Origin of the sequence: Cellulosimicrobium cellulans (genome assembly GCF_024124905.1) — a bacterium.
Classification (GTDB): domain Bacteria; phylum Actinomycetota; class Actinomycetes; order Actinomycetales; family Cellulomonadaceae; genus Cellulosimicrobium; species Cellulosimicrobium cellulans_G.
The window spans coordinates 38,952-60,478 of sequence record NZ_JAMXST010000004.1 but is presented as its reverse complement, the minus strand read 5'-3'; the positions used below and the strand labels follow the sequence as shown (position 1 = coordinate 60,478).

Annotated in this window: 20 protein-coding genes; 7 read left to right on the top strand and 13 right to left on the bottom strand. The window is 73.6% G+C overall.

Annotated elements, in window-relative coordinates; all coding sequences use genetic code 11:
* Window positions 1-154 precede the first annotated feature (154 nt).
* From NHH00_RS12535 to NHH00_RS12525, 3 genes are all read left to right on the top strand, one after another.
* A complete protein-coding gene (locus tag NHH00_RS12535) occupies window positions 155-1,279 on the top strand; it encodes an ABC transporter ATP-binding protein (RefSeq protein ID WP_253052622.1) in 1,125 nt (374 codons plus the stop codon).
* Window positions 1,280-1,500: 221 nt separating this feature from the next.
* Window positions 1,501-3,171, top strand: a complete 1,671-nt coding sequence (locus NHH00_RS12530; protein ID WP_253052620.1) for a discoidin domain-containing protein — start codon at window positions 1,501-1,503, stop codon at window positions 3,169-3,171.
* 111 nt (window positions 3,172-3,282) lie between these two features.
* A complete protein-coding gene (locus NHH00_RS12525; protein ID WP_374614917.1) occupies window positions 3,283-4,548 on the top strand; it encodes a DUF4032 domain-containing protein in 1,266 nt (421 codons plus the stop codon).
* A 57-nt stretch (window positions 4,549-4,605) separates the two neighbouring features.
* Here NHH00_RS12525 and rlmB read toward each other — a convergent pair whose 3' ends face one another.
* The 3 genes from rlmB to NHH00_RS12510 form a co-directional block, all read right to left on the bottom strand.
* Window positions 4,606-5,613, bottom strand: coding sequence for a 23S rRNA (guanosine(2251)-2'-O)-methyltransferase RlmB (rlmB, locus tag NHH00_RS12520; RefSeq protein ID WP_253052618.1), 1,008 nt, complete (start codon window positions 5,611-5,613; stop codon window positions 4,606-4,608).
* Window positions 5,614-5,843: 230 nt separating this feature from the next.
* The gene (cysS, locus tag NHH00_RS12515) at window positions 5,844-7,274 is read right to left on the bottom strand and encodes a cysteine--tRNA ligase (protein ID WP_253052616.1); all 1,431 of its coding nucleotides are present in this window, start codon (window positions 7,272-7,274) and stop codon (window positions 5,844-5,846) included.
* 91 nt (window positions 7,275-7,365) lie between these two features.
* Complete coding sequence (locus NHH00_RS12510) at window positions 7,366-8,646, bottom strand: alanine racemase (protein ID WP_253052614.1); 1,281 nt, start codon at window positions 8,644-8,646, stop codon at window positions 7,366-7,368.
* Window positions 8,647-8,690: 44 nt separating this feature from the next.
* Between NHH00_RS12510 and NHH00_RS12505 the strand changes: the two genes are divergently transcribed.
* The gene (locus NHH00_RS12505) at window positions 8,691-10,112 is read left to right on the top strand and encodes a D-arabinono-1,4-lactone oxidase (RefSeq protein ID WP_253052612.1); all 1,422 of its coding nucleotides are present in this window, start codon (window positions 8,691-8,693) and stop codon (window positions 10,110-10,112) included.
* A 28-nt stretch (window positions 10,113-10,140) separates the two neighbouring features.
* On the opposite strand, the gene NHH00_RS12500 is transcribed toward NHH00_RS12505, so the two are convergent.
* On the bottom strand, window positions 10,141-10,779 hold the full coding sequence (locus tag NHH00_RS12500) for a TetR/AcrR family transcriptional regulator (RefSeq protein ID WP_253052610.1): 639 nt from the start codon (window positions 10,777-10,779) through the stop codon (window positions 10,141-10,143).
* 164 nt (window positions 10,780-10,943) lie between these two features.
* Between NHH00_RS12500 and NHH00_RS12495 the strand changes: the two genes are divergently transcribed.
* Complete coding sequence (locus tag NHH00_RS12495) at window positions 10,944-11,522, top strand: LpqN/LpqT family lipoprotein (RefSeq protein ID WP_253052608.1); 579 nt, start codon at window positions 10,944-10,946, stop codon at window positions 11,520-11,522.
* 2 nt (window positions 11,523-11,524) lie between these two features.
* On the opposite strand, the gene ispF is transcribed toward NHH00_RS12495, so the two are convergent.
* From ispF to NHH00_RS12480, 3 genes are all read right to left on the bottom strand, one after another.
* Window positions 11,525-12,070, bottom strand: a complete 546-nt coding sequence (ispF, locus tag NHH00_RS12490) for a 2-C-methyl-D-erythritol 2,4-cyclodiphosphate synthase (RefSeq protein WP_253052606.1) — start codon at window positions 12,068-12,070, stop codon at window positions 11,525-11,527.
* Window positions 12,067-12,846, bottom strand: a complete 780-nt coding sequence (gene ispD, locus NHH00_RS12485; protein WP_253052604.1) for a 2-C-methyl-D-erythritol 4-phosphate cytidylyltransferase — start codon at window positions 12,844-12,846, stop codon at window positions 12,067-12,069. Before ispD ends, ispF begins: the two co-directional genes overlap by 4 nt.
* A 95-nt stretch (window positions 12,847-12,941) precedes the next feature.
* Window positions 12,942-13,424 carry a CarD family transcriptional regulator gene (locus tag NHH00_RS12480; protein ID WP_024841917.1) on the bottom strand — a complete coding sequence of 161 codons (483 nt, stop codon included), beginning with the start codon at window positions 13,422-13,424 and terminating at the stop codon, window positions 12,942-12,944.
* Between the two features lie 313 nt (window positions 13,425-13,737).
* Here NHH00_RS12480 and NHH00_RS12475 point away from each other — a divergent pair, with 313 nt between their 5' ends.
* Together NHH00_RS12475 and NHH00_RS12470 are read left to right on the top strand one after the other, a co-directional pair.
* Entirely contained in the window at window positions 13,738-14,244 is a 507-nt protein-coding gene (locus NHH00_RS12475; RefSeq protein WP_253052602.1) for a hypothetical protein, read from the top strand.
* A gap of 108 nt (window positions 14,245-14,352) precedes the next feature.
* A complete protein-coding gene (locus tag NHH00_RS12470) occupies window positions 14,353-14,880 on the top strand; it encodes a septum formation family protein (protein WP_253052600.1) in 528 nt (175 codons plus the stop codon).
* Window positions 14,881-14,980: 100 nt separating this feature from the next.
* Here NHH00_RS12470 and pstB read toward each other — a convergent pair whose 3' ends face one another.
* The 6 genes from pstB to NHH00_RS12440 all read right to left on the bottom strand — a co-directional run bounded on the left by pstB (window position 14,981) and on the right by NHH00_RS12440 (window position 21,346).
* Entirely contained in the window at window positions 14,981-15,760 is a 780-nt protein-coding gene (gene pstB / locus NHH00_RS12465) for a phosphate ABC transporter ATP-binding protein PstB (RefSeq protein ID WP_047233890.1), read from the bottom strand.
* A 15-nt stretch (window positions 15,761-15,775) separates the two neighbouring features.
* The gene (gene pstA / locus NHH00_RS12460) at window positions 15,776-16,759 is read right to left on the bottom strand and encodes a phosphate ABC transporter permease PstA (protein ID WP_253052598.1); all 984 of its coding nucleotides are present in this window, start codon (window positions 16,757-16,759) and stop codon (window positions 15,776-15,778) included.
* Complete coding sequence (gene pstC, locus NHH00_RS12455) at window positions 16,759-17,772, bottom strand: phosphate ABC transporter permease subunit PstC (protein WP_253052596.1); 1,014 nt, start codon at window positions 17,770-17,772, stop codon at window positions 16,759-16,761. Before pstC ends, pstA begins: the two co-directional genes overlap by 1 nt.
* 113 nt (window positions 17,773-17,885) lie before the next feature.
* Window positions 17,886-19,025, bottom strand: coding sequence for a phosphate ABC transporter substrate-binding protein PstS (gene pstS, locus NHH00_RS12450; protein ID WP_253052594.1), 1,140 nt, complete (start codon window positions 19,023-19,025; stop codon window positions 17,886-17,888).
* Between the two features lie 321 nt (window positions 19,026-19,346).
* The gene (locus NHH00_RS12445; protein WP_253052592.1) at window positions 19,347-20,051 is read right to left on the bottom strand and encodes a response regulator transcription factor; all 705 of its coding nucleotides are present in this window, start codon (window positions 20,049-20,051) and stop codon (window positions 19,347-19,349) included.
* Entirely contained in the window at window positions 20,048-21,346 is a 1,299-nt protein-coding gene (locus tag NHH00_RS12440) for a sensor histidine kinase (protein WP_253052590.1), read from the bottom strand. The genes NHH00_RS12445 and NHH00_RS12440 overlap by 4 nt, the downstream gene beginning before the upstream one ends.
* Window positions 21,347-21,527: the final 181 nt, after the last annotated feature.

Genomic DNA, 21,527 nt, shown 5'->3' with positions numbered 1-21,527 from the left:
CGTCGGGTCCCCTGCTCGGGTAAGAGGGGGTCCGACTTCTTCTGTGTCGTCGAAGACACGCTCGTCCGCCATCGCGAACAGCTACGTCGACGTGGCACGTCACTGCACAACGGATCGTCCGGCACGTACCTGCCGGTGGAGGGATGTACCAGTCATGGCTACGGTCACCTACGACCACGCAACCCGGCTCTACCCCGGGACCGAGCGTCCCGCCGTGGACCAGCTCAACCTGCACATCGAGGACGGCGAGTTCCTCGTCCTCGTCGGCCCCTCGGGCTGCGGCAAGTCGACCTCGCTCCGCATGCTCGCGGGCCTCGAGGACGTCAACGGCGGTCACATCTACATCGGCGACCGCGACGTCACGGACGTCCAGCCGAAGGACCGCGACATCGCGATGGTGTTCCAGAACTACGCGCTGTACCCGCACATGTCCGTCGCGGACAACATGGGCTTCGCGCTGAAGATCGCCGGCACGCCGAAGGCGGAGATCCGCCAGCGCGTCGAGGAGGCCGCGAAGATCCTCGACCTCACGGAGTACCTCGACCGCAAGCCGAAGGCGCTCTCCGGCGGTCAGCGCCAGCGCGTCGCCATGGGCCGTGCGATCGTCCGCCAGCCGCAGGTGTTCCTCATGGACGAGCCGCTGTCGAACCTCGACGCCAAGCTCCGCGTCCAGACCCGTACGCAGATCGCGTCGCTCCAGCGTCGTCTCGGCGTCACGACCGTCTACGTCACGCACGACCAGACCGAGGCCCTCACCATGGGCGACCGCATCGCGGTCCTCAAGGACGGTCTGCTCCAGCAGGTCGGCACGCCGCGCGAGATGTACGACACGCCGGCCAACGTCTTCGTCGCGGGCTTCATCGGCTCGCCGGCGATGAACATCGGCACGTTCGTGGTCAAGAACGGCGTCGCCGAGGTCGGCCCGGCCCGCATCGCGCTCGAGCGCGAGACGGCCGCGAAGATCACCGAGGCGGACAACGGCAAGGTCACCATCGGCTTCCGCCCCGAGTCGCTCGACGTCGTGTCGCAGGCGAACGAGGCCGCGTTCCCGGTCGAGGTGAACATCGTCGAGGAGCTCGGCTCCGACGCGTTCGTCTACGGCACGCTCAAGGGCGACCTGGCCGCGCAGGCCGACGTCCACTCGGGCGCCGGCGACAACCAGGTCATCGTCCGCGTCGACCCGCGCAACGTCCCGGCCAAGGGCGAGCGCATCTACGTGACGATCCGCCCGGGTCACTCGCACGTCTTCGGCGCGGCGTCGGGCCAGCGCATCAGCTGACACCCGTCACGCCGCACCGCCGAAGGGCGGGTTCTCCCCGAGGGGAGGGCCCGCCCTTCGTCGTCTCGCGGGGGTGCGCTGCGCGAGGCACGGCGCCGCCCGTGGGCGGCGCGGCTCGCCCTTGACAGGGTCATGGCCGACCACAAGACTACTTTTGCACACGTGACATCAGAAGTCGCATGTTCGTCAGCCAAATCGACAACGCTGTCAATTGGAGCCTCATGCAGATCTCCCACCCTTCGTCCCGCGCCCGGCGCCTCGGCGCCGCGCTCACGGGCGGCGCGCTCGTGGCGGGCACGTTCGCCGCGGCCCCCGCCGTCGCGACCCCGTCAGCCGAGACCAGCCCACCGACCACCCTCGCCGCGGCCGAGACGTGCGGCCCGGACGACGGGCTCCCCGACTCCAAGATCTCCATCCAGCTCTACACCCACGTCGGTGAGCTCGGGGGCTCGGGGACGCCGTCCGCCGAGACGATCGACCGCGTGCTCGGGGAGGTGGCCGACGCGGGCTTCACCAACGTCGAGCCGTACAACCAGCCCTACTCGATGCCCGTCGAGGAGTACCGGGCGATCCTCGACAAGTACGGTCTCGAGGTGTCGTCCAGCCACGGCAGCACGGACTGGGGCTCGTGGCCCCAGACCGTCGCGTACGCCGTCGCGCTCGATCAGGACTACATCGGGACCGGCGGGATGGCCGGCGGCTACGGCACCTACGACGAGGCGGTCGCGACCGCGGCCTACGTCAACCAGCTCGGCCAGTACGCGCACGAGAACGGCGCGAACAAGATCGTGCTGCACAACCACCAGAGCGAGTTCACCACGCGGTACCCCGACCCGGTCACCGGCGAGATGGTCAGCGCGTGGGAGGTCATCGAGGAGAACACCGACCCGCGCTACGTCACGTTCGAGCTCGACGTCGGCTGGGCGGCCGACGCCGGCCTCGACGTCCCCGCGTGGATCGAGGAGCACGGGGACCGCATCGAGCTGCTGCACATCAAGGACGCCGTGAACGTGAACGCGCCGGGCGACATGCGGCAGGTCGCCCTCGGGCGGGGCGACCTGGACCTCCCGGCCATCATCGCCGCGGCCGAGCCGTACGTGCAGTACTACACCTACGAGTGGGACTGGGCGCCGTCGTTCGAGACGTCCGCGGAGTCCTACCGCTACCTCCGCTGCTTCGAGTCCGAGGGCGGGGGCGGGAACGAGGGCGACGAGTCGCTCGCCCTGGGCCGCCCCGTGACGGCCTCCAGCATCGACGAGGCCGGCCACGAGGCCGAGAAGGCGGTCGACGGCAACGCCGGCACCCGCTGGAGCAGCGCGTGGAGCGACCCGGAGTGGATCGCGGTGGACCTCGGCGCGAGCTACGACCTCAGCCAGGTCGTCATCGACTGGGAGACCGCGTACGGGTCGGGGTACGAGGTCCAGACCTCGCCGGACGGCGAGACCTGGACCACGGTGCACACCGTCGCCGACGGTGACGGCGGGTACGACGAGCTGGACGTCTCCGGCACCGGCCGGTACGTGCGCCTCTACCTCACCGAGCGCGCGACGCAGTGGGGCTTCTCGCTCTACGAGCTCGAGGTCTACGGCACCCCGAGCGGGCAGCTCGACCTCGACGTCACGGTGCAGCCCCGGTGCCTCGCCGGCCAGGCGTACCTCGCGGTCCGCGCGGCGAACGGCGAGGACTCGCCGGTCGACGTGACCCTCGCGACGGCCTACGGCACCCGCGAGTTCGCCGACGTCGCCCCGGGCACGAACGCGTACCAGTCGTTCGCGGTGCGCTCGGCCTCGGTCGAGAGCGGGTCGGTGACCGTGACGGGCACCGCGACGGTCGACGGCGAGGACGTCACCTCGACGTTCGACGTCGACCACGACGCGCTCGCCTGCTCCTGATCTCCTCCCGTCCCTCGGTGCGGGGCGCGTCCGACCTCACGGGTCGGGCGCGCCCCGCCCGGCGAGCCGAGCACCGGAAGCACCGCGACCGCACGGCCCCTCGCGTCGACCATGGACAATGGACCCGTGACGGTGCACAACCTGCAGATCACCGCGTCGGCCCCCGACCCGGCTCTCCTCGACCTGCCCTGGGACATCCCGCTCGAGGAGTGGCCGGCCGAGACCCTCGCGGCGCTGCCGCGCGGTATCTCCCGGCACATCGTGCGGTTCGTGCGCCTCTCGGGGCGCGTCATCGCCATCAAGGAGATCGGCGAGACGGTCGCCTACCGGGAGTACGAGCTGCTCCGCCAGCTCCGCCGGCTCGAGGTGCCGAGCGTCGTCCCGGTGGGGGTCATCACCGGGCGCCAGGACGCGAACGGCGAGCGGCTCGAGGCCGTCCTCATCACGGAGCACCTGCAGTTCTCGCTCCCCTACCGCGCGCTGTTCAGCCAGTCGCTGCGCCCGGACACGGCGACGCGCCTCATCGACGCGCTCGCCGTGCTGCTCGTGCGCCTGCACCTGGTCGGCTTCTACTGGGGCGACGTGTCGCTGTCGAACACGCTGTTCCGGCGCGACGCCGAGACCTTCGCGGCGTTCCTCGTGGACGCGGAGACGGGTGACCTGCACCGCGAGCTCTCCCCCGGCCAGCGCTCGTACGACGTCGACCTCGCGCGCACGAACATCATCGGCGAGCTCATGGACCTCTCCGCGGGCGAGCTGCTCGACGAGGACGTGGACGAGGTCGCGATCGGCGACGCGCTCGTGGCGCGCTACGAGGAGCTGTGGGCCGCGCTGACGACGTCCGAGTCGTTCGACGCGAACGAGCGGTGGCGCGTCGCGGCCCGCATCGAGCACCTCAACAACCTCGGCTTCGACGTCGACGAGCTCGCGATCACGACCGACATCGACGGCACGACCGTCCAGATCCAGCCCAAGGTCGTCGACGCGGGGCACCACTCGCGGCGTCTGCTGCGCCTCACGGGCCTCGACGTGCAGGAGAACCAGGCGCGCCGCCTGCTCAACGACCTCGACTCGTTCCGCGCGGCGGCGGAGCGGCAGAACGACGACGAGGAGTTCGTCGCCCACGACTGGCTCAGCGGCGTGTTCGAGCCCACGATCCAGGCCGTGCCGCGGAACCTGCGCCGCAAGCTCGAGCCGGCGCAGCTCTTCCACGAGATCCTCGACCACCGCTGGTTCATCTCCGAGCGCGCGGGCCGCGACGTCCCCATGGCGGAGGCGACGCAGTCGTACGTCGAGAACGTCCTGCGCCACCGCCCGGACGAGAAGGCGATCCTCGGCCTCGCCCCGGGCGAGAAGGACCCCGAGTACTACGGCTGAGACCAGTCAGCGCCCCACGGGTCCAGGACCGGTGGGGCGCCGACAGGTCGAGGGACGTCAGGCCTCGCGGCGCAGGCGCGCGACCTCGTAGAGCGAGATGCCCGTCGCGACGGCGGCGTTGAGCGACTCGGTGTCCGACCCGATGGGGATGGACGCGACGACGTCGCACGCCTCGCGCACGAGGCGCGAGAGCCCCTTGCCCTCGGACCCGGCGACGACGACGAGCGGCTCGGTCGCGAGCTGGAGGTCGCCGATCGCCGTCTCCCCGCCGGCGTCGAGACCGACGACGAAGCAGCCCGCCTTCTTGAGCTCACCGAGGGCGCGGACCAGGTTGGTCGCGCGCGCGACGGGCACCCGGGCGGCCGCGCCGGCCGAGACCTTCCACGCGGACGCCGTGACGCCCGCGGCGCGCCGCTCGGGGACGAGCACGCCGTGCGCCCCGAACGCGCCCGCCGAGCGCAGCACGGCGCCCAGGTTGCGGGGGTCGGTCACGCCGTCGAGCGCGACGACCAGCGGCGGACGACCCGTCGCCTCGGCCGCGTCGAGCAGGTCGTCGACGTCGGCGTACTCGTACGGCGGCACCTTGATCGCGACGCCCTGGTGGACGGCGCCGTCGGTGAGGCGGTCGAGCTCCGGCTTGCCGACCTCGAGGAGGTCGTAGCCGCGGCCCGCGACGATGTCGACGATCTCGCGGGTCCGGTCGTCGGCGTCGAGGCGTGACGCGAGGTAGACGACCTCGACGGGGATGCGCGCGCGCAGCGCCTCGAGCACGGAGTTGCGCCCCGCGACGACCTCCTGCACCGAGCCGCGCCCCTTCGGCCCGCCGCCCCGGGAGGCTCCGCCCTTGGCTCCGCCACCCCGCGAGGCGCCCCCGCGCCCGGTCGCCACGCGCTTCTCCTCGGCGACCTTGCGCTTGTGCGCCGCGTGGTAGACGCGGTCCTCGGCCTTCGGCGTCGGCCCGCGGCCCTCGAGGCCCTTGCGCCGCTGCCCGCCGGAGCCGACGGTCGCGCCCTTCTTGCTGCCGGGCTTGCGGGTCGCGCCGCGTCGTTGTGAGTTGCCAGCCATGGGAGTACCCGTCGTGTCGTGGTCAGGTCGGTCGGTGTCGGTCAGGCGGATCGACACCGGTCCGGTCGGTCAGGTCGGTCGGTTCGTGCGAGCGGGCGCCGGTGCGCCACCGGGTCCAGTGTCCCTCAGACACCCCGCCGAGGGAGAGCCGTGGTCCACCGAGGGAGAGGCCTGGTCACGACCACGCCTCTCCCTCGTGGTACCCAGCCTCCACCTCGCGGGGACGGTCGTCAGGCGAGGGTCCAGCGCGCGCCGTCGGCCGAGTCCTCGACCGCGACGCCGGCCGCGGCGAGTCGGTCGCGGATCGCGTCGGCGGTCGCGAAGTCGCGCGCCGCGCGCGCCTCGGCGCGTGCCGCGAGCTCCGCGCCCACGACGGCGTCGAGCACCGCCGCGTAGCGCGAGTCCCCGCGGTCGGCCCACTGGGCGTCGGCCGGGTCGAGGCCCAGGACGTCGAGCATCGCCCGCACCGCGACGAGGTGGTGCCGCGCGACGGCGTCCGCGGCCGTCGTGCGGTCGGCGAGCGCCGCGTTCCCCGCCCGCAGGTGCTCGTGCACGACGGCGAGCGCCGCCGGGACGTTGAGGTCGTCGTCCATGGCCGCGGTGAACGCGGTCGGCAGCTCGGCCTCGGTCACGTCGCCGACGTCGCCCACGCGCTCGGTCGCGCGCTCGACGAACCCGGCGAGCCGCTCCCACGTGGCCTCGGCCTCGACGACCGTCGCGGGCGTCCACTCGAGCATCGAGCGGTACTGCACGGAGGCGAGGGCGTAGCGCAGCACGGCCGGGCTCGTGGTCGCGAGGACCTCGCGCACGAGCAGCCCGTTGCCGAGCGACTTGCTCATCTTGGCGCCGCCCTGCGTGACCCACGCGCTGTGCAGCCAGTGCCGCGCGAACCCGTAGCCCGCGGCGCGCGACTGCGCCTGCTCGTTCTCGTGGTGCGGGAAGCGCAGGTCGAGCCCGCCGCCGTGGATGTCGAACGTGTCGCCGAGGTACCGGCGCGCCATCGCGGAGCACTCGAGGTGCCAGCCGGGGCGCCCGCGACCGAACGGCGTGGGCCACGACGCCGTCTCGGGCTCGCCCTCCTTGGGCGCCTTCCACAGCGCGAAGTCGCGCGGGTCGCGCTTGGCGGCGGCCTCCTCCGCGTCCGCGGGGACGTCGTCGGGCACGGGGTTGAGGTCCTCGAGGTGCTGGTTGGTCAGGGAGCCGTACTCGGACCAGGACCGCACGTCGAACCACACGTCGCCAGGGCCGGTCGTGTACGCGTGGCCGCGCTCCACGAGGCGCTCCATGAGCTCGACCATGTCCGGCACGTGCCCGGTCGCGCGCGGCTCGTACGTGGGCGGCAGGACGCCCAGCGCGTCGTACGCGGCGGTGAACGCACGCTCGTACGTCGCGGCCCAGGCCCACCACGGCTCGCCCGCGTCGGCGGACTTCACGAGGATCTTGTCGTCGATGTCGGTGACGTTGCGGATGAGCGTCACGCGCGACCCGCCGCGCCGCAGCCAGCGCACGAGCACGTCGAACGCGACGGCCGAGCGCATGTGGCCGATGTGGGGTGCCGCCTGGACGGTCGCGCCACACAGGTAGATGCCGACCTCGCCCGGAGTCAGGGGCACGAAGTCGCGCACGTCCCGCGTGGCGGTGTCGAACAGGCGAAGAGTCACGTCCGCAAGGGTACCGGGGACGCACCACCACGGCCGAAGCGGCACGGGCAGGTCTCGCGGCCGATCCCGGTGCAGCCCCGACCGGCGCCGGTCAGCCGAAGTTCTTGCCCTCGCCGCGGTACGTGGGCACGACGTCGACCACCTCGTCCCCGCGCACGAGGTGCACGCGGTCGAACCGCTCCATCGCCTCCCCCGCCTTGCCGTGCCGGAACCAGACGCGGTCGCCCACGCCCAGCTCCGGGGCGCCCGCGACGCCCCGGGTCCGGTGCAGCGGCGTCTGGACCTCGCCCGCGCCCTCGCGCCCCGTGAGCGACCAGCCGGGCGTCGCGACGCGCGGCAGCCGGCTGCGCGACGCGGGGCCGGACGCGACGTACCCGCCGCCGAACGCGGTCGCCCACCCGGGCGCGGGGACGCGCACCACGTCGAGGCCGAAGAACGCCGAGGGGCGCGGACGGAAGGAGCGGTACTCGTCGAACAGCCCGGGCACGTAGAGCCCCGACCCCGCGGTGACCTCCGTGACGACGCCGTCCGCGGACGACGTCTCGAGCGACCCGGTGCCGCCGGAGTTCACGAGCTCGAGGTCGTGCCCGACGACGTCGCGCACCGCGGCGACGACCTCGCCCCGGCGCTCGCCCAGCTCGAGCACCGAGAGCCGCTTGACCGCACGGACGGCGAGGCTCGAGTCGGGCATGCCCGCGACCTGCGCCTCGTAGAACATCAGGCCGCGCAGCGAGAGCCCGGGCGTCGAGACGACCCGGGCGGCGAGCGACGCGACGTCCGGGGGGTCGTGCAGCGGCGAGCGCCGCGTGCCGAGGTGGACCGTGACGAGCCCGAGCCCGACCCGCAGCGAGGCGTCCACGTCGAGGCACACGCGCACGGGCGGCGCGTCGCCCGTGCCCGCCTCCGCGAGCGCGTGCCGCACGAGCTCGAGGTGCGCCGCGTCGTCGACCATGAGCGTGATCTCGCGCCGCCCGGCCTCGTGCCGCGCCAGCGCCGCGAGCGCGCCGCGGTCCACGGACGGGTATCCCACGAGGACGTCGCGGACGCCCGCGTCGACGAGCCACAGCGCCTCGCGGACCGAGAACGCCATGACGCCCCGGAAGCCGCGCTCGCCGGCGCGCGTCACGAGCGAGCGGACGCGGACCGACTTCGACGCGACGCGCACGGGCACGCCTCCGGCGCGGGCCAGGAGCTCGTCGGCGTTGGCGTCGAACCGGTCGAGGTCGACGACGGCGAGCGGACCGTCGAGGTCCGCGGTGGCGCGCGTCAACCGGGCGAGCAGCGACGGCGTCGCCCCGCGCTCGTCCCCGGCAGGGTCGGCCGTCCCCGTCCTCGTCCCCGAGCCCGGTGCGGGCGCCGCGTCGGTCGTCATGGGGAGAACGTACGCCACGCGGGGGGCGTGAGACAGTACGACCTGTGAGCAGCGACGACGCCCTCTCCTGGACCAACTGGGCCCGCACGGCCTCCGCGACCCCGCGCCGCCGGGCCTCCCCGCGCGACGAGGCGGAGCTGGGGCGGCTCGTCGCCGGGGCGGCCGCCGAGGGGATGCGGGTGCGCGCCGTCGGCGCGGGCCACTCGTTCACCCCCGCGGCCGTCACCGACGGGCTCCTGCTCGACCTGGACCGCATCGGGCTCGTCGAGCGCATCACCCGCGGCACGGGCGCGCCCGGTGGGGCCGACGCCGACGCGATCCTCGTGACCGTGGGGGCGGGCATCCGCCTGCACCGGCTCAACGAGGCCCTCGCTGCCGCGGGCCTGGCCATGCGCAACCTCGGCGACATCGACCGGCAGTCGATCGCCGGCGCGATCTCGACGGGCACGCACGGGACCGGCGCCGGGCTCGGCGGGCTCGCCACCCAGGTGCGCGGCGTCCGCGTCGTCGGGGCCGACGGCGAGGTCCGCGAGGCGTCCGCGACGCAGGACCCCGACCTCTTCGAGGTGAGCCGCCTGGGGCTCGGCGTCACGGGCGTCCTGTCCGCGGTGACGCTCGAGGTCGTGCCGGCGTTCCTGCTCCGCGCGCAGGAGGAGCCGTGGCCGCTGGACCGCGTGCTGGAGGGCCTCGGCACGCCGGACGACCCCGACGGGCTCGTCGGGGGCAACGACCACTTCGAGTTCTACTGGTTCCCCCACACGCGTCGGGCGCTGACCAAGCGCAACAACCGGCTCGCCCCCGACGACGAGGCGGCGGAGCTCGAGCGGCTGCGGGCGTCCGGCCCCGGGCCCGTCGCGCGGGCGCGCACGTGGGTCGACGAGGAGCTGTTGTCGAACGGCGCGTTCGAGCTCGTCAACCGGCTCGCCACCGCGGTGCCGCGCGTGACCCCGCGGCTCAACGCCGTCTCGGCCCGTGCGCTCGCGCCGCGGACCTACGTCGCGCCGTCGCACCAGGTCTTCGTCACCTCGCGCCGCGTCCGGTTCCGCGAGATGGAGTACGCGGTGCCGCGCGAGCGCCTGGTCGACGTCCTGGCGAGCATCGACGGCTGGCTGAACCGGTCCGGCGAGCACGTGCCCTTCCCCGTCGAGGTCCGGTTCGCGGCGCCTGACGACGTCTGGCTGTCCACCGCGCACGGTCGCGAGACCGCGTACGTGGCGGTGCACCAGTACGCCCGGCTGCCGCACGCGCGGTACTTCGACGCCGTCGAGCGCATCGTCGCCGAGGTCGGCGGGCGCCCCCACTGGGGCAAGCTGCACGGGCTCGACGCCGAACGGTTCCGCGAGCTCTACCCCCGGTTCGACGACGCCGTGGCGGTCCGCGACGCGGCGGACCCCGACGGGGTCTTCGCGAACGCGTACACGGACCGGGTGCTCGGGCGTGCGCCGGGAGCGGCCGCGCGCGGCTGACCGCTCGCGCGGCCGACGGGCGCGGCGGTCAGGCGACGGGCTCCGGGCCGTGCTCGCGCACGGGCGACCCGTCCGGTCGGACCATGAGCGACAGCACGTACTCGGCGAGCGCGTGGAAGCTGCGGACCGCGGTCTCGTCGTCCTGCTCGACGAGCCAGGCGATCTCGATGCCGTCGATGTACCCGGCGACGATGCGCGAGAGGAAGCCCATGTCCATCGAGTAGGTGACGTTCCCGCGCTCGGCGACGTTCTCGAGGAATCCGCGGGTCATCGCCCACGTCTGCTCCAGGTGCGTGTGCGCCACGGAGCGCAGAGCGCGGCTGCGCACGCCCGCCGTCGCGAACTCGAACGTGAGGAGGCGCATGTGCCGGCGCGGCGTGAGCCCGCTCCACAGGCCGTCGGCAGCGGCGTGCGCGAGCTCCACGACGTCGCCGTCGACGTCGAGGGCGGCGCGCACCGGCTCGGACGCGACGAGCGCGAGGCTGTTGCCCATCGCCTGAAGGAGCTCGTCCTTGTCCTCGAAGCAGTAGTGCACGACGCCGAGAGAGACGCCGGCCTCGGCCGCGACGCCACGGATCGTGACGGCCTCGACGCCCTCGCGGACGGCGATGGTCATCGCCGCGTCGACGAGCTGGGCCCGGCGTTCTTCGACGGACATTCGGTTCATGTGCGATTCATCCCATGTGTCGTTCTTGGGAAAGTCAAACACATCGATGCGCTCTCAGCGATCGTAGTGTCTGCTCGTGGGCCTGGCACCCGGGACGCCGGAAGGCGAGAATGGCGAGCCGGGCCCACCCAGCCCGTCATGCCCGCTCCCGACGAAGGACGACCGTGCCCCGACCGCGCCACCCCCGCACCTCCTGGACCGCCGCGCCCCTCGTGGTCCCGGTGACCGCGGTGCTCGTCCTCACGGGCTGCGGCGGTCCCGCGGACACGGGGGGCGACGACGCGCCGGTCACCTACGACGTCCCCGAGGTCCCGGTCCAGGTCACCGCTCCCCCGGGCTGGGAGCGCGTCACCCGCGACGGGGCGTTCGTGCTGCGCGCGCCGAGCGGGACGGGCCCGGAGGAGTTCCGGGCGAACGTCGTCGTGACGGGCGAGCAGTCCACGGAGACGCTCGAGCAGGCCGGCGCCGCGACCGCGGCGGCCGTCAGCGCGATCCCCGGCTGGGCCCCGGGCGTCGACGGCCAGGGCCCGACGACCCTCGGCGAGCTCCCCGCCTTCCGGGTCGCGGGCACGTACGAGACGGCCGGGGCCGTCGTCGCGCAGGAGATCGTGGCGGTCCGGACCGGCGACGGGCCGGACGCCTGGGTCGTCGACCTCACGGCCTCGCACGCCGAGGCCGACGCCGACGGCGCCACGCAGGCGCGTGCCGTCCTCGAGAGCGTGCGGCTCGCCCCCACGGGCTGAGGTCACGCGGACGTCCCGACGGCGACGACGAGGGCCGTCGCGACGGCCGCGACGCCCTCCCCGCGGCCCGTGAGTCCCAGACCGTCGGTCGTCGTGGCCGTGAGCGTCACCGGGGCTCCCGCGGCCGCCCCGAGGGCCGCCTCCGCCTCGGCGCGGCGGGGCCCGAGGCGCGGTCGGTTGCCGATGACCTGGACGGCCACGTTCCCGATCTCGAACCCCGCGGCCCGGACCCGGCGGGCCGCCTCGGCGAGGAGGCGCGACCCGCTCGCCCCGGCCCACTCGGGCGCGCTCGTGCCGAAGTTCGACCCCAGGTCGCCGAGCCCCGTCGCCGAGAACAGCGCGTCCGCGGCGGCGTGCGCGGCGACGTCCGCGTCCGAGTGCCCGGCGAGGCCGCGCTCGCCCGGCCAGAGCAGCCCGCCGAGCCACAGCTCGCGCTCCTCGCCCTCGGGGGCGAACGCGTGCACGTCGACGCCGACCCCCGTGCGCGGCAGCGGGGCCACGGGGGCGCGGTGCGGCGCGACCTCGGCGTGCTCGGCGGGCGTCGTCATCGGTCCTCCCGGAGGGTCAGCGCGGCGACGCGCAGGTCGTGGGCGGTGGTGATCTTGGCGGCGGCGGCGTCTCCGGGCACGACGTGGACGGGGAGCCCGAGCGCCTCGACGAGTCCGGCGTCGTCGGTCGCGGCGGACCGCTCGTCGTCCGCCCGGTGGGACGCGGCCTCGTGCGCCCGGACCAGGAGCGCCCGGTCGAACCCCTGCGGGGTCTGCACCGCGCGCAGGGCCGCCCGGTCCACGGTCTCGGCGACGGGTTCCGCGCGGGACGGGTCGCCCGCCCGTGCGGCCGTCACGCGCTTGATCGTGTCCGTGACCGGCAGCCCCGGGACGACGGCGCCGTGGCCCGCCCGCACGGCCTCGACGACGCGGCGGACGAGGGCGGGCGGCGCGAGCGGTCGCGCCGCGTCGTGGACGAGCACGACGTCGACCGCGGGCTGCGCGGGGGCCGAGCGCCCCCCGGTCCCGGCGTCGGGCGCGTCGGCGTCCAGGCCCGCGCGCAGGCCCGCGGCGACGGAGGCCTGGCGGGTGCCCGCGCCGTCGACGACCCGCACGGGCCGGTCGACCGCCGGGTCGTCCCGGAGCAGCGCCGCGACGTGCTCCCGCAGGCCGGGTGGTGCCGTGACCACGATCGTGTCGACCGCCCCGGACGCGCACAGCCGGCGCGCCGCCTGGACGACCAGGGGCAGGCCGTCGAGCTCAACGAGGGCCTTGGGCAGGTCGAGCCCGAGACGGGTCCCGGAGCCCGCGGCGGTGAGGACGGCAAGAGTCGGCACGGGCACACGCTACCGGGCACGACGACGGGGAGGGCGCCGTCCGCACGGACGGCGCCCTCCCCGGTGGTCTGTCGCTCGGGCCGAGGCCCGGGACGTCAGGAGGCCAGCACCTCGTCGAGGATGGCCTCGGCCTTCTCCTCCTCGGTGTGCTCGGCCAGCGCGAGCTCCGAGACGAGGATCTGCCGGGCCTTCGAGAGCATGCGCTTCTCGCCGGCCGAGAGGCCGCGGTCGGCGTCCCGGCGCGACAGGTCGCGCACGACCTCCGCCACCTTGATCACGTCGCCCGACGCCAGCTTCTCGAGGTTCGCCTTGTACCGACGCGACCAGTTGGTCGGCTCCTCGGTGTAGGGTGCACGCAGCACCTCGAAAACGCGGTCGAGACCCTCCTGGCCGACGACGTCACGCACGCCGACGAGGTCGACGTTCTCGGCTGGGACTTCGATGGTCAGGTCGCCCTGCGCGACCTTGAGCTTGAGGTAGATCTTGTCCTCTCCGCGGATGGTGCGCGTCTTGATCTCCTCGATCAGTGCGGCTCCGTGGTGCGGGTAGACAACGGTCTCGCCTACTGTGAACGTCATCTGCAGATGTCCCCTTTCGCGGTGGTCCACCTTACCACGCGGAAGGCCGGAAATCCGAGCCCCTGGGCCCCTTGACAAGCGCCCCGGAGCAGCGTCTTCGCAGGTCAGCGCCGTGTCAGCGCGCCTCACGAACCTCGCCGAGCGGGCCACAGGGCCCCGCCGACCGCCGTCACGCGCGCCGCGCGGGCGCGCGACCCCGCGTGACGCCGCTCACGCCACGCTCCCGGAGAGCCGGTTCCGGCCGCCCCGCCGCGCCCGACGCACTAGGCTGGGCGCGGAATCCAGTCCCCCCTCTCGCAGCCCTGGAGTGCACGTGACCCGCATCCCGACCCACCGAGCAGCGACCCGTGCGGCGTCCCGAGCGACCGGCCGCGCGCGCTACTGGGCCGTCCCCCTCGTGGTCGCGAGCGTGGCCGTCGCCTCCGCGTGCTCCCCCATCGAGACGAACCGCCCCTACTCGCCGTCGGACGGCCTGCGCGTCGACCTCACCGACGACCTGCGCGGCCTCAACCTCCTCGTCGTGAGCGCCGCCGACGGCGAGGCCGGCGCGCTCGTCGGGGCGTTCGCCAACGACTCGACCGAGGACGTGGAGTTCGACGTGACGCCGGAGGGCGGCGACCCGGTGACCATCCCCGTCGCCGCCGGGGAGACCGTCTACCTCGGGACCGAGGACGGGTTCGACGCGCAGATCGGCCGCGTCGACGCGGCCCCGGGCGGCGTGCTGCCCGTGACGGTCAGCGTGACCTCGGGCGAGGAGCAGGGCATGTCGCTGCCCGTCCTCGACGGCACCCTCGAGGAGTACGCGCACCTGCTGCCGTGACGTGCCGGCCCGGGCCGGAAATGGGCTCGGGCCGTGTCACCGGTGGGCGCTAGCCTTCGCGTGCCGCCCTGACCGTCGTGGTCGGGGCACGTCCACGAAGGAATCCAGGTGACCCTGTCCCGCACCACCCGTCGGCCGCTCCTCCTCGTCGTGAGCGCCGTCGCGCTCGCCCTGACCGCCTCGGGCTGCGGCGCGATCCTCGACGAGCTCACCGGGCCGTCCGAGGCCCAGCGCGACGAGCCCGGCGGCGAGGTGACCGAGGCGTCGGACGCCGACGTCTTCTCGATCCAGGTCGGCGACTGCATCGTGACGTCGAAGCTGCCCGACGGCGAGAACGTCGAGTCCGTGCCCGTCGTCCCCTGCTCCGAGCCGCACGACGCCGAGGTCTACGCCGAGACCGAGCTCCCCGAGGGGGACTACCCCGGCGACGAGGCCGTCCAGGCGAGCGCCGAGGACTTCTGCCTCGGCGAGTTCGAGGCCTTCGTCGGCCTGTCCTACGACGAGTCCGCCTACTACTTCTGGCCCTTCACGCCGCGCGAGGAGGGCTGGAACACGGTCGACGACCGCGTGGTCCAGTGCGTCATCGACACCGACGGCACCGACGTCACGGGGTCGCTCCAGGGCTCGGCGTCCTGACCCCCGCCCACGCACGACGGCGCCCCTCCCGGTCCGGGAGGGGCGCCGTCCGTCGTCCGGCCGGGCAGGCCGCGCCTGCTGGGCCCGGTGCGGGCTCAGGTCACCCGAAACGGCCGGAGATGTAGTCCTCGGTGGCCTGCTGGGTGGGCGAGGAGAACATCGTCGCGGTGTCGTCCATCTCGATGAGGCGCCCCGGCTTGCCGGTGCCCGCGATGTTGAAGAACGCCGTGCGGTCGCTCACGCGCGCCGCCTGCTGCATGTTGTGCGTGACGATGACGATCGTGTACTCGTCCTTGAGCTCGGCGATGAGGTCCTCGATCGCGAGCGTGGAGATCGGGTCGAGCGCCGAGCACGGCTCGTCCATGAGGAGCACCTGGGGCTTGACGGCGATGGCTCGCGCGATGCACAGGCGCTGCTGCTGGCCGCCGGAGAGGCCCGAGCCCGGACGGTCGAGGCGGTCCTTCACCTCGTTCCACAGGTTCGCGCCACGCAGCGACGACTCGACGAGGTCCTCGGCGTCGGACTTCGAGATGCGCTTGTTGTTGAGCTTCACCCCCGCGAGCACGTTCTCCTTGATGGACATCGTGGGGAACGGGTTCGGCCGCTGGAAGACCATGCCGACCTGGCGACGCACGGCGACCGGGTCGACGTCGTCCCCGTAGAGGTCCACGCCCTCCATGGCGACCGTGCCCTCGACGCGCGCGCCGGGGATGACCTCGTGCATGCGGTTGAGCGTCCGCAGGAACGTCGACTTGCCGCACCCGGACGGGCCGATGAAGGCGGTCACGGACTTGGGGTCGATCGTCATGCCGACGTCCTGCACGGCGAGGAAGTCGCCGTAGTAGATGTTGAGGTCCTTGACGTCGATGCGCTGTGCCATCGGAGCTGTCCTGTTCTAGCGGAGGGTCTTGGGGGCGAACCAGCGGGTGACGAGTCGCCCGACGAGGTTGAGCAGCATGACGATGAGGATCAGCGTCAGGGCGGCCGCCCAGGCCCGGTCGTAGTTGATGTCGGGGATGCACACGACGTCGGTGACGTTGCTGCAGGGCACCAGGCCCTGGCTGTACTGCCGGTACACGTACACGGGCAGCGTCATCATGCGGCCCTCGAAGAGGTTGCCGTTGATGGAGTCGACGACGCCGACGGTGATGAGCAGCGGCGCGGTCTCGCCGATGACGCGCGCGACGGCGAGCATGACGCCGGTCGTGATGCCCGCGATCGACGTGCGCAGCACGACCCGCACGACGGTGAGCCACTTGGGCACGCCGAGCGCGTAGGCCGCCTCGCGCAGCTCGTTGGGCACGAGCCGGAGCATCTCCTCGCACGAGCGCACGACGACGGGGATCATGAGCACGGACAGCGCGACGGAGCCGACGATGCCCATGCGCACCCCGGGACCGAAGACCACGGCGAAGAGCGCGTAGGCGAAGAGACCGGCGACGATCGACGGGATGCCCGTCATGACGTCGACGAAGAACGTCACCGCACGTGCCAGCGGGCCGCGGCCGTACTCGACGAGGTAGATCGCCGCGAGCAGGCCGATGGGGACCGAGATCACCGCGGCGCCGAGCGTGATGAGCAGCGTGCCGAGGATCGCGTGGTAGATGCCGCCCGCGTCCATGCCCCCGAACACCCCGCGCATGGAGTGCGTGAGGAAGTAGGCGTCGAACCGCTCCATGCCGTGCACGACGACGGTCCACGCGACGGACACGAGCGGCACCATCGCGAGGGCGAACGCGCTCCACATGAGGACCGTCATCGTGCGGTCCTTGCGGCGGCGGCCGGCGTCCGCGCCGCGCAGGAGCGCGCGGACGGACGCGGTGCGCTCCGGGTCGGGGGCGGAGGCCCCGCGCGCGGGGCTGGTGCTGAGGGCGCTCATCAGTTGGCTCCCGAGAAGTCCTTGCGCCGCGCGACGATCGCGCGGGCGCCCATGTTGACGAGCAGGGTGATGAGGAACAGCGCGAGGCCCGTCGCGATGAGGGTGCTCACCCCGAGGGGGTTGGCCTCGGGGAAGTCGGCCGCGATGTTCGCGGCGATCGTCTGCTGCTGCCCGGCCTGCAGGATCTTGAACGAGTAGAGGAGCCCGGGCGAGAGGATCATCAGCACCGCCATCGTCTCGCCGAGCGCGCGGCCGAGGCCGAGCATCGCGGCGGAGATGACGCCCGACCGCCCGAACGGGATGACCGCCGTGCGGATCATCTCCCAGCGCGTCGCGCCGAGCGCGAGCGCCGCCTCCTCGTGGAGCTTCGGCGTCTGGAGGAACACCTCGCGGCTCACCGCGGTGATGATCGGCAGGATCATCACCGCGAGCACGAGCGCGACGGTGAGCAGGACGCGGCCGGTCGGCGAGGCCGGGCCGGCGAAGAGCGGGAACCACCCGAACGTGTCCGCGAGCCACGACCACACCGGGACGACGATCGGCGGGAGCACGAGCGAGCCCCACAGGCCGTAGACGACGCTGGGGATCGCCGCGAGGAGGTCGACGACGTACCCGAGGGTCGACGCGAGCCGGCGCGGCGCGTAGTGCGAGATGAAGAGCGCGATGCCCATCGCGACCGGCGTCGCGAGGAGGAGCGACAGCGCGGCCGCGAGGAGCGTGCCGAAGATCAGCGGACCGACGAACGACAGCAGCGAGGCACCCTCCGGGAACCAGGACACCTCCTCGCCGAGGACGTCCCCGCCCGCGGTGAGCGCGGGCCACGCGCGGAGCACGAGGAAGATCGCGACCGCGGCGAGGACGGCGAGGATGAGCCCTCCGGCGCCCGTCGCGGTCCAGCGGAACGCGCGGTTGACGCCGCGGTCGGTGTTCCGTGCCCGGCGGCGCGGGGCTCCCGCGCGAGGCGTCGGGCCCGGCGTGGCGCCCGGCGTCGTGGGTGGGGCTGTGGTGGTCACTCGTGCTCCCGGTGCATGCGGTCCTGCTGCGTGAGGTCTGGGTCGCGGGCGATCTCGCGGGTCAGGGGCGGCGGGGCTCGTAGGCCCCGCCGCCCCCTGGTTCCCGGCGGTCGTCAGCCGGCGGCGCCGACCGTGATGGCCTCGATCGCCGCGTGGACGTCCGTGCGCAGGTCCTCCGAGATCGGCGCGTTGCCCGCGGCCGACGCGGAGGCCGACTGGCCCTCCTCGCTCGAGATGTAGGTGAGGAACGCCTTGACGAGGTTGCCCGTCGCCTCGTCCTCGTAGTTCAGGCACGCGACCGCGTACGAGACGAGCACGAGCGGGTACGCGCCGGCCTCGGTCGTCGTGCGGTCCAGCTCGACGGCGATGTCGTGGTCGTGGCGGCCCTCGACGCGCGGCGACGCGTCGACGACCTTGGCCGCGGCCTCGGGCGAGTACGCGACCCACTCCTCGCCGACCTTGATCTTCGCGGTCCCGAGGTCGCCGGCCTTCGACGCGTCGGCGTAGCCGATCGTGCCCTCGCCGCCCTGGACGGTCTGCACGACGCCCGAGGTGCCCTGCGCGGACTCGCCACCCTGCGTCGGCCAGTCGCCGCTCGGCTCGTGGCCCCACGCGTCGCCCGCCGTCGCGGCGAGGTACTCGGTGAAGTTCTCGGTCGTGCCCGACTCGTCGGAGCGGTGGACCGGGGTGATCGCGAGGTCCGGGAGCGTCGCGTCGGGGTTGTCGGCGGCGATCTCCGGCGCGTTCCACTGCGTGATGGTGCCGTTGAAGATGCCCGCGATGGTGGCCGGCGCGAGGTTGAGCTCCGCGACGTCCGGCAGGTTGTAGATGATGGCGATCGGGCTGACGTAGACCGGGAGGTCGATCGCGCCGTCGGGGCCGCACACGGCCTGCGACTGCGTGATCTCCTCCTCCTTGAGCACCGCGTCCGAGCCGGCGAACGCGACGCCGCCCTCGAGGAACTGGGTGCGGCCGCCGCCGGACCCGACCGGGTCGTAGTTCACGGTGACGTCGGGGTTCGCGCTCTGGAACCCGGCGCGCCACGCCTCCATGGCGGACTCCTGCGAGCTGGCGCCCGCACCGTTGAGCTCACCGCTGAGGTCGCTCGCGGTCTCGGACGAGCCCTCGGAGGAACCGTCGGTGGCGCCGTCGGCGCTGCCGACGGGGTCGTCCGACCCGCAGGCGGCGAGGGTCAGCGCGAGCGCACCGATCGCGACGGCGGATCCAGCACGGGAGAATCGGCTGAGCTTCACTCTTCGTTCCATCCTGTTCAAGCGTCTCGTGGCACCAGCGAGCGCCGGTGACGAGCCCGACGCTAGGAGCGCCGGGTGACGCGTTCCCCGAGAGCGGGTGAACGAGGGATGAACAGTGCACAGACCTTCCGTGCCACCCGCCGGGCGGGGTGGGCCGACGTCGCACGGGCACGGGCACGGCACGGGGACGGGCGCCGGACGGGCGCCGGACGGGCGCCGGACGGGCACTGGGACGGGCACGGCGACGGCCCCGGCACGCTCGTCGAGAGGACGTGCCGGGGCCGTCGGTCCGGCCGTGCGCCCGTGCCGGGCGGTCGTTCCTCAGGACTGGCCGACGCCGTCCGCGATCTTGTAGCCGAGCCCGCGGACCGTGAGGAGGTAGCGCGGGCTCGCCGGCTCGGGCTCGATCTTCGACCGGATGCGCTTCACGTGGACGTCGAGCGTCTTGGTGTCGCCCACGTAGTCCGTGCCCCAGACCCGGTCGATGAGCTGCCCGCGCGTGAGCACGCGCCCCGCGTTGCGCAGCAGCAGCTCCAGGAGCTCGAACTCCTTGAGCGGGAACGGCACGACCTGGCCGTCGACGCTCACCGTGTGCCGCTCGACGTCCATGCGCACCGGACCGACCTCCAGCGCGCTCTCCGCGACGACCTCGCCCCCGTTCTCCCCGCCCTTGCGGCGCAGCACGGCGCGCACGCGCGCGAGCAGCTCGCGGAACGAGTACGGCTTCGTCACGTAGTCGTCCGCACCCAGCTCGAGGCCCACGACCTTGTCGATCTCCGAGTCCTTCGCCGTGAGCATGATGACGGGCACGTCGCCGCGCTGCCGCAGCTCGCGGCACACCTCGGTGCCGCTGAGCCCGGGGAGCATGAGGTCGAGCAGGACCAGGTCCGCCCCGTCCGCGTCGAACCGCTCCAGCGCCTCGGTGCCCGTCGCCGCCTCGACGACGTCGAAGCCCTCGCGCCGCAGCTGGTACGTCAACGGGTCGCGGTACGACTCCTCGTCCTCCACCACCAGGATGCGCGTCACGCGCCTACCTCCTTGTTCTGTACGTCGTCGGGTGCGGGGGCCTGCGCGGCCCGCCGCACGTCGTGCTGCACGGTCCCGGGGTCCGCCCCGGCCGTGCCCTCGTCCCCCGGAGCGTCGTGGGTCGTGCCCGACGCCGCGGCACGTGCCCGCTCGACCGGCACGTCCGCCGCGGGGATCCGGAGCGTGAAGGTGGAGCCGCGTCCCGGCTCGGACCACATGGTGACCTCGCCGCCGTGGTCGGCGGCGACGTGCTTGACGATGCTCAGGCCGAGGCCCGTCCCGCCGGTGTCGCGCGAGCGCGCGGGGTCCACCCGGTAGAACCGCTCGAACACGCGGGCCTGCTCGTCGGCCGAGATCCCGATGCCCTGGTCCACGACCGCGATCTCGACCAGGTCGCCCGCGAGCGAGACGCCGACCCCGACGCGCGTGTTCTCGCCCGAGTAGGCGACCGCGTTGTCGAGGAGGTTGCGCACCGCGGTGACGAGCAGGTTGTGGTCGCCGTACACCGCGGCGTCGAGCTCTCCCCCGGTCGTGAGCGTGATGCCCTTGCCCTGCGCCGTCGTGCGCGCGCGGTCCACCGCCTCCTCGACGACGCCCCGCACCGGCACGACCGTGACCTCCTGGAGCGCGCCCGCGACCTGGAGCCGCGAGAGCTCGATGATCTCCTGCACGAGCGCGGACAGACGCGTCGCCTCCGACTGCATGCGCGCGGAGAACCGCCGCACCGCCACCGGGTCGTCGGCCGCGTCCTGCACCGTCTCGGCGAGCAGCGCGAGCGCCCCGACCGGCGTCTTCAGCTCGTGGGACACGTTCACGACGAAGTCGCGCCGGATCGCCTCGACGCGCCGCGCCTCGGTCCGGTCCTCCGCGAGCACGAGCATGTGCTGAGGGCCCACCTGGGCGACGCGGACCTGGAGCATGACCGTGCCCCGGCCGACCGGCCCGCGCGGGAGCTCGAGCTCCTCGTCGCGGATCACGCCGTCGCGGCGCACGTCGTCGATCATGTCCCGGATCGCCGCGTGCGCGACCGCGTCGCCGCGCACCACGCCCAGCGCGTACGCCGGCGGGCTGGCTCGCACGACCTCGCCCTCCTCGTCCAGCACGACGGCGGCGGACCGCAGGACGGCGAGCACGCGGACGAGACCCTCGTCGAGCTCGGGCGTCGGCTCCACCCGGGCGGCGCGCTGCTGGCGCTCGCTCACACGGAACGCGATGGCCGCGATCACGCCGACGACGACGCCCACGACGCCGGCGGCCAGCACGGTCGCGCCCTCGATGAGACTCTCGGCTTGCACACGTCCAGCGTACGGTCGCCCGCGCGCCCGACCCGTCGATCCGGCGCTCCACGGGCGTGAGCCGCCAAGAGTTCACCTGGCGGCGCCCTGGAGTTCACCGCCCGGTCGACCGCACCTGCGAGCGTGACGGGAGCCGACGGCGTGCCCGGGCGCCGCCCGGCGCGCAGGGGCGCACGCCGTC

Bases quoted from the DNA above. Each gene is read 5' to 3' on its own strand.
- pstB (WP_047233890.1), bottom strand. From the start codon at position 15,760: ATGGCACAGCGCATCGACGTCAAGGACCTCAACATCTACTACGGCGAC.
- rlmB (WP_253052618.1), bottom strand. From the start codon at position 5,613: ATGGCTGGCAACTCACAACGACGCGGCGCGACCCGCAAGCCCGGCAGC.
- NHH00_RS12535 (WP_253052622.1), top strand. From the start codon at position 155: ATGGCTACGGTCACCTACGACCACGCAACCCGGCTCTACCCCGGGACC.
- NHH00_RS12525 (WP_374614917.1), top strand. From the start codon at position 3,283: ATGGACAATGGACCCGTGACGGTGCACAACCTGCAGATCACCGCGTCG.
- ispF (WP_253052606.1), bottom strand. From the start codon at position 12,070: ATGACGACGCCCGCCGAGCACGCCGAGGTCGCGCCGCACCGCGCCCCC.
- NHH00_RS12500 (WP_253052610.1), bottom strand. From the start codon at position 10,779: ATGAACCGAATGTCCGTCGAAGAACGCCGGGCCCAGCTCGTCGACGCG.
- NHH00_RS12480 (WP_024841917.1), bottom strand. From the start codon at position 13,424: ATGACGTTCACAGTAGGCGAGACCGTTGTCTACCCGCACCACGGAGCC.
- pstA (WP_253052598.1), bottom strand. From the start codon at position 16,759: ATGAGCGCCCTCAGCACCAGCCCCGCGCGCGGGGCCTCCGCCCCCGAC.
- NHH00_RS12510 (WP_253052614.1), bottom strand. From the start codon at position 8,646: ATGACGACCGACGCGGCGCCCGCACCGGGCTCGGGGACGAGGACGGGG.
- NHH00_RS12530 (WP_253052620.1), top strand. From the start codon at position 1,501: ATGCAGATCTCCCACCCTTCGTCCCGCGCCCGGCGCCTCGGCGCCGCG.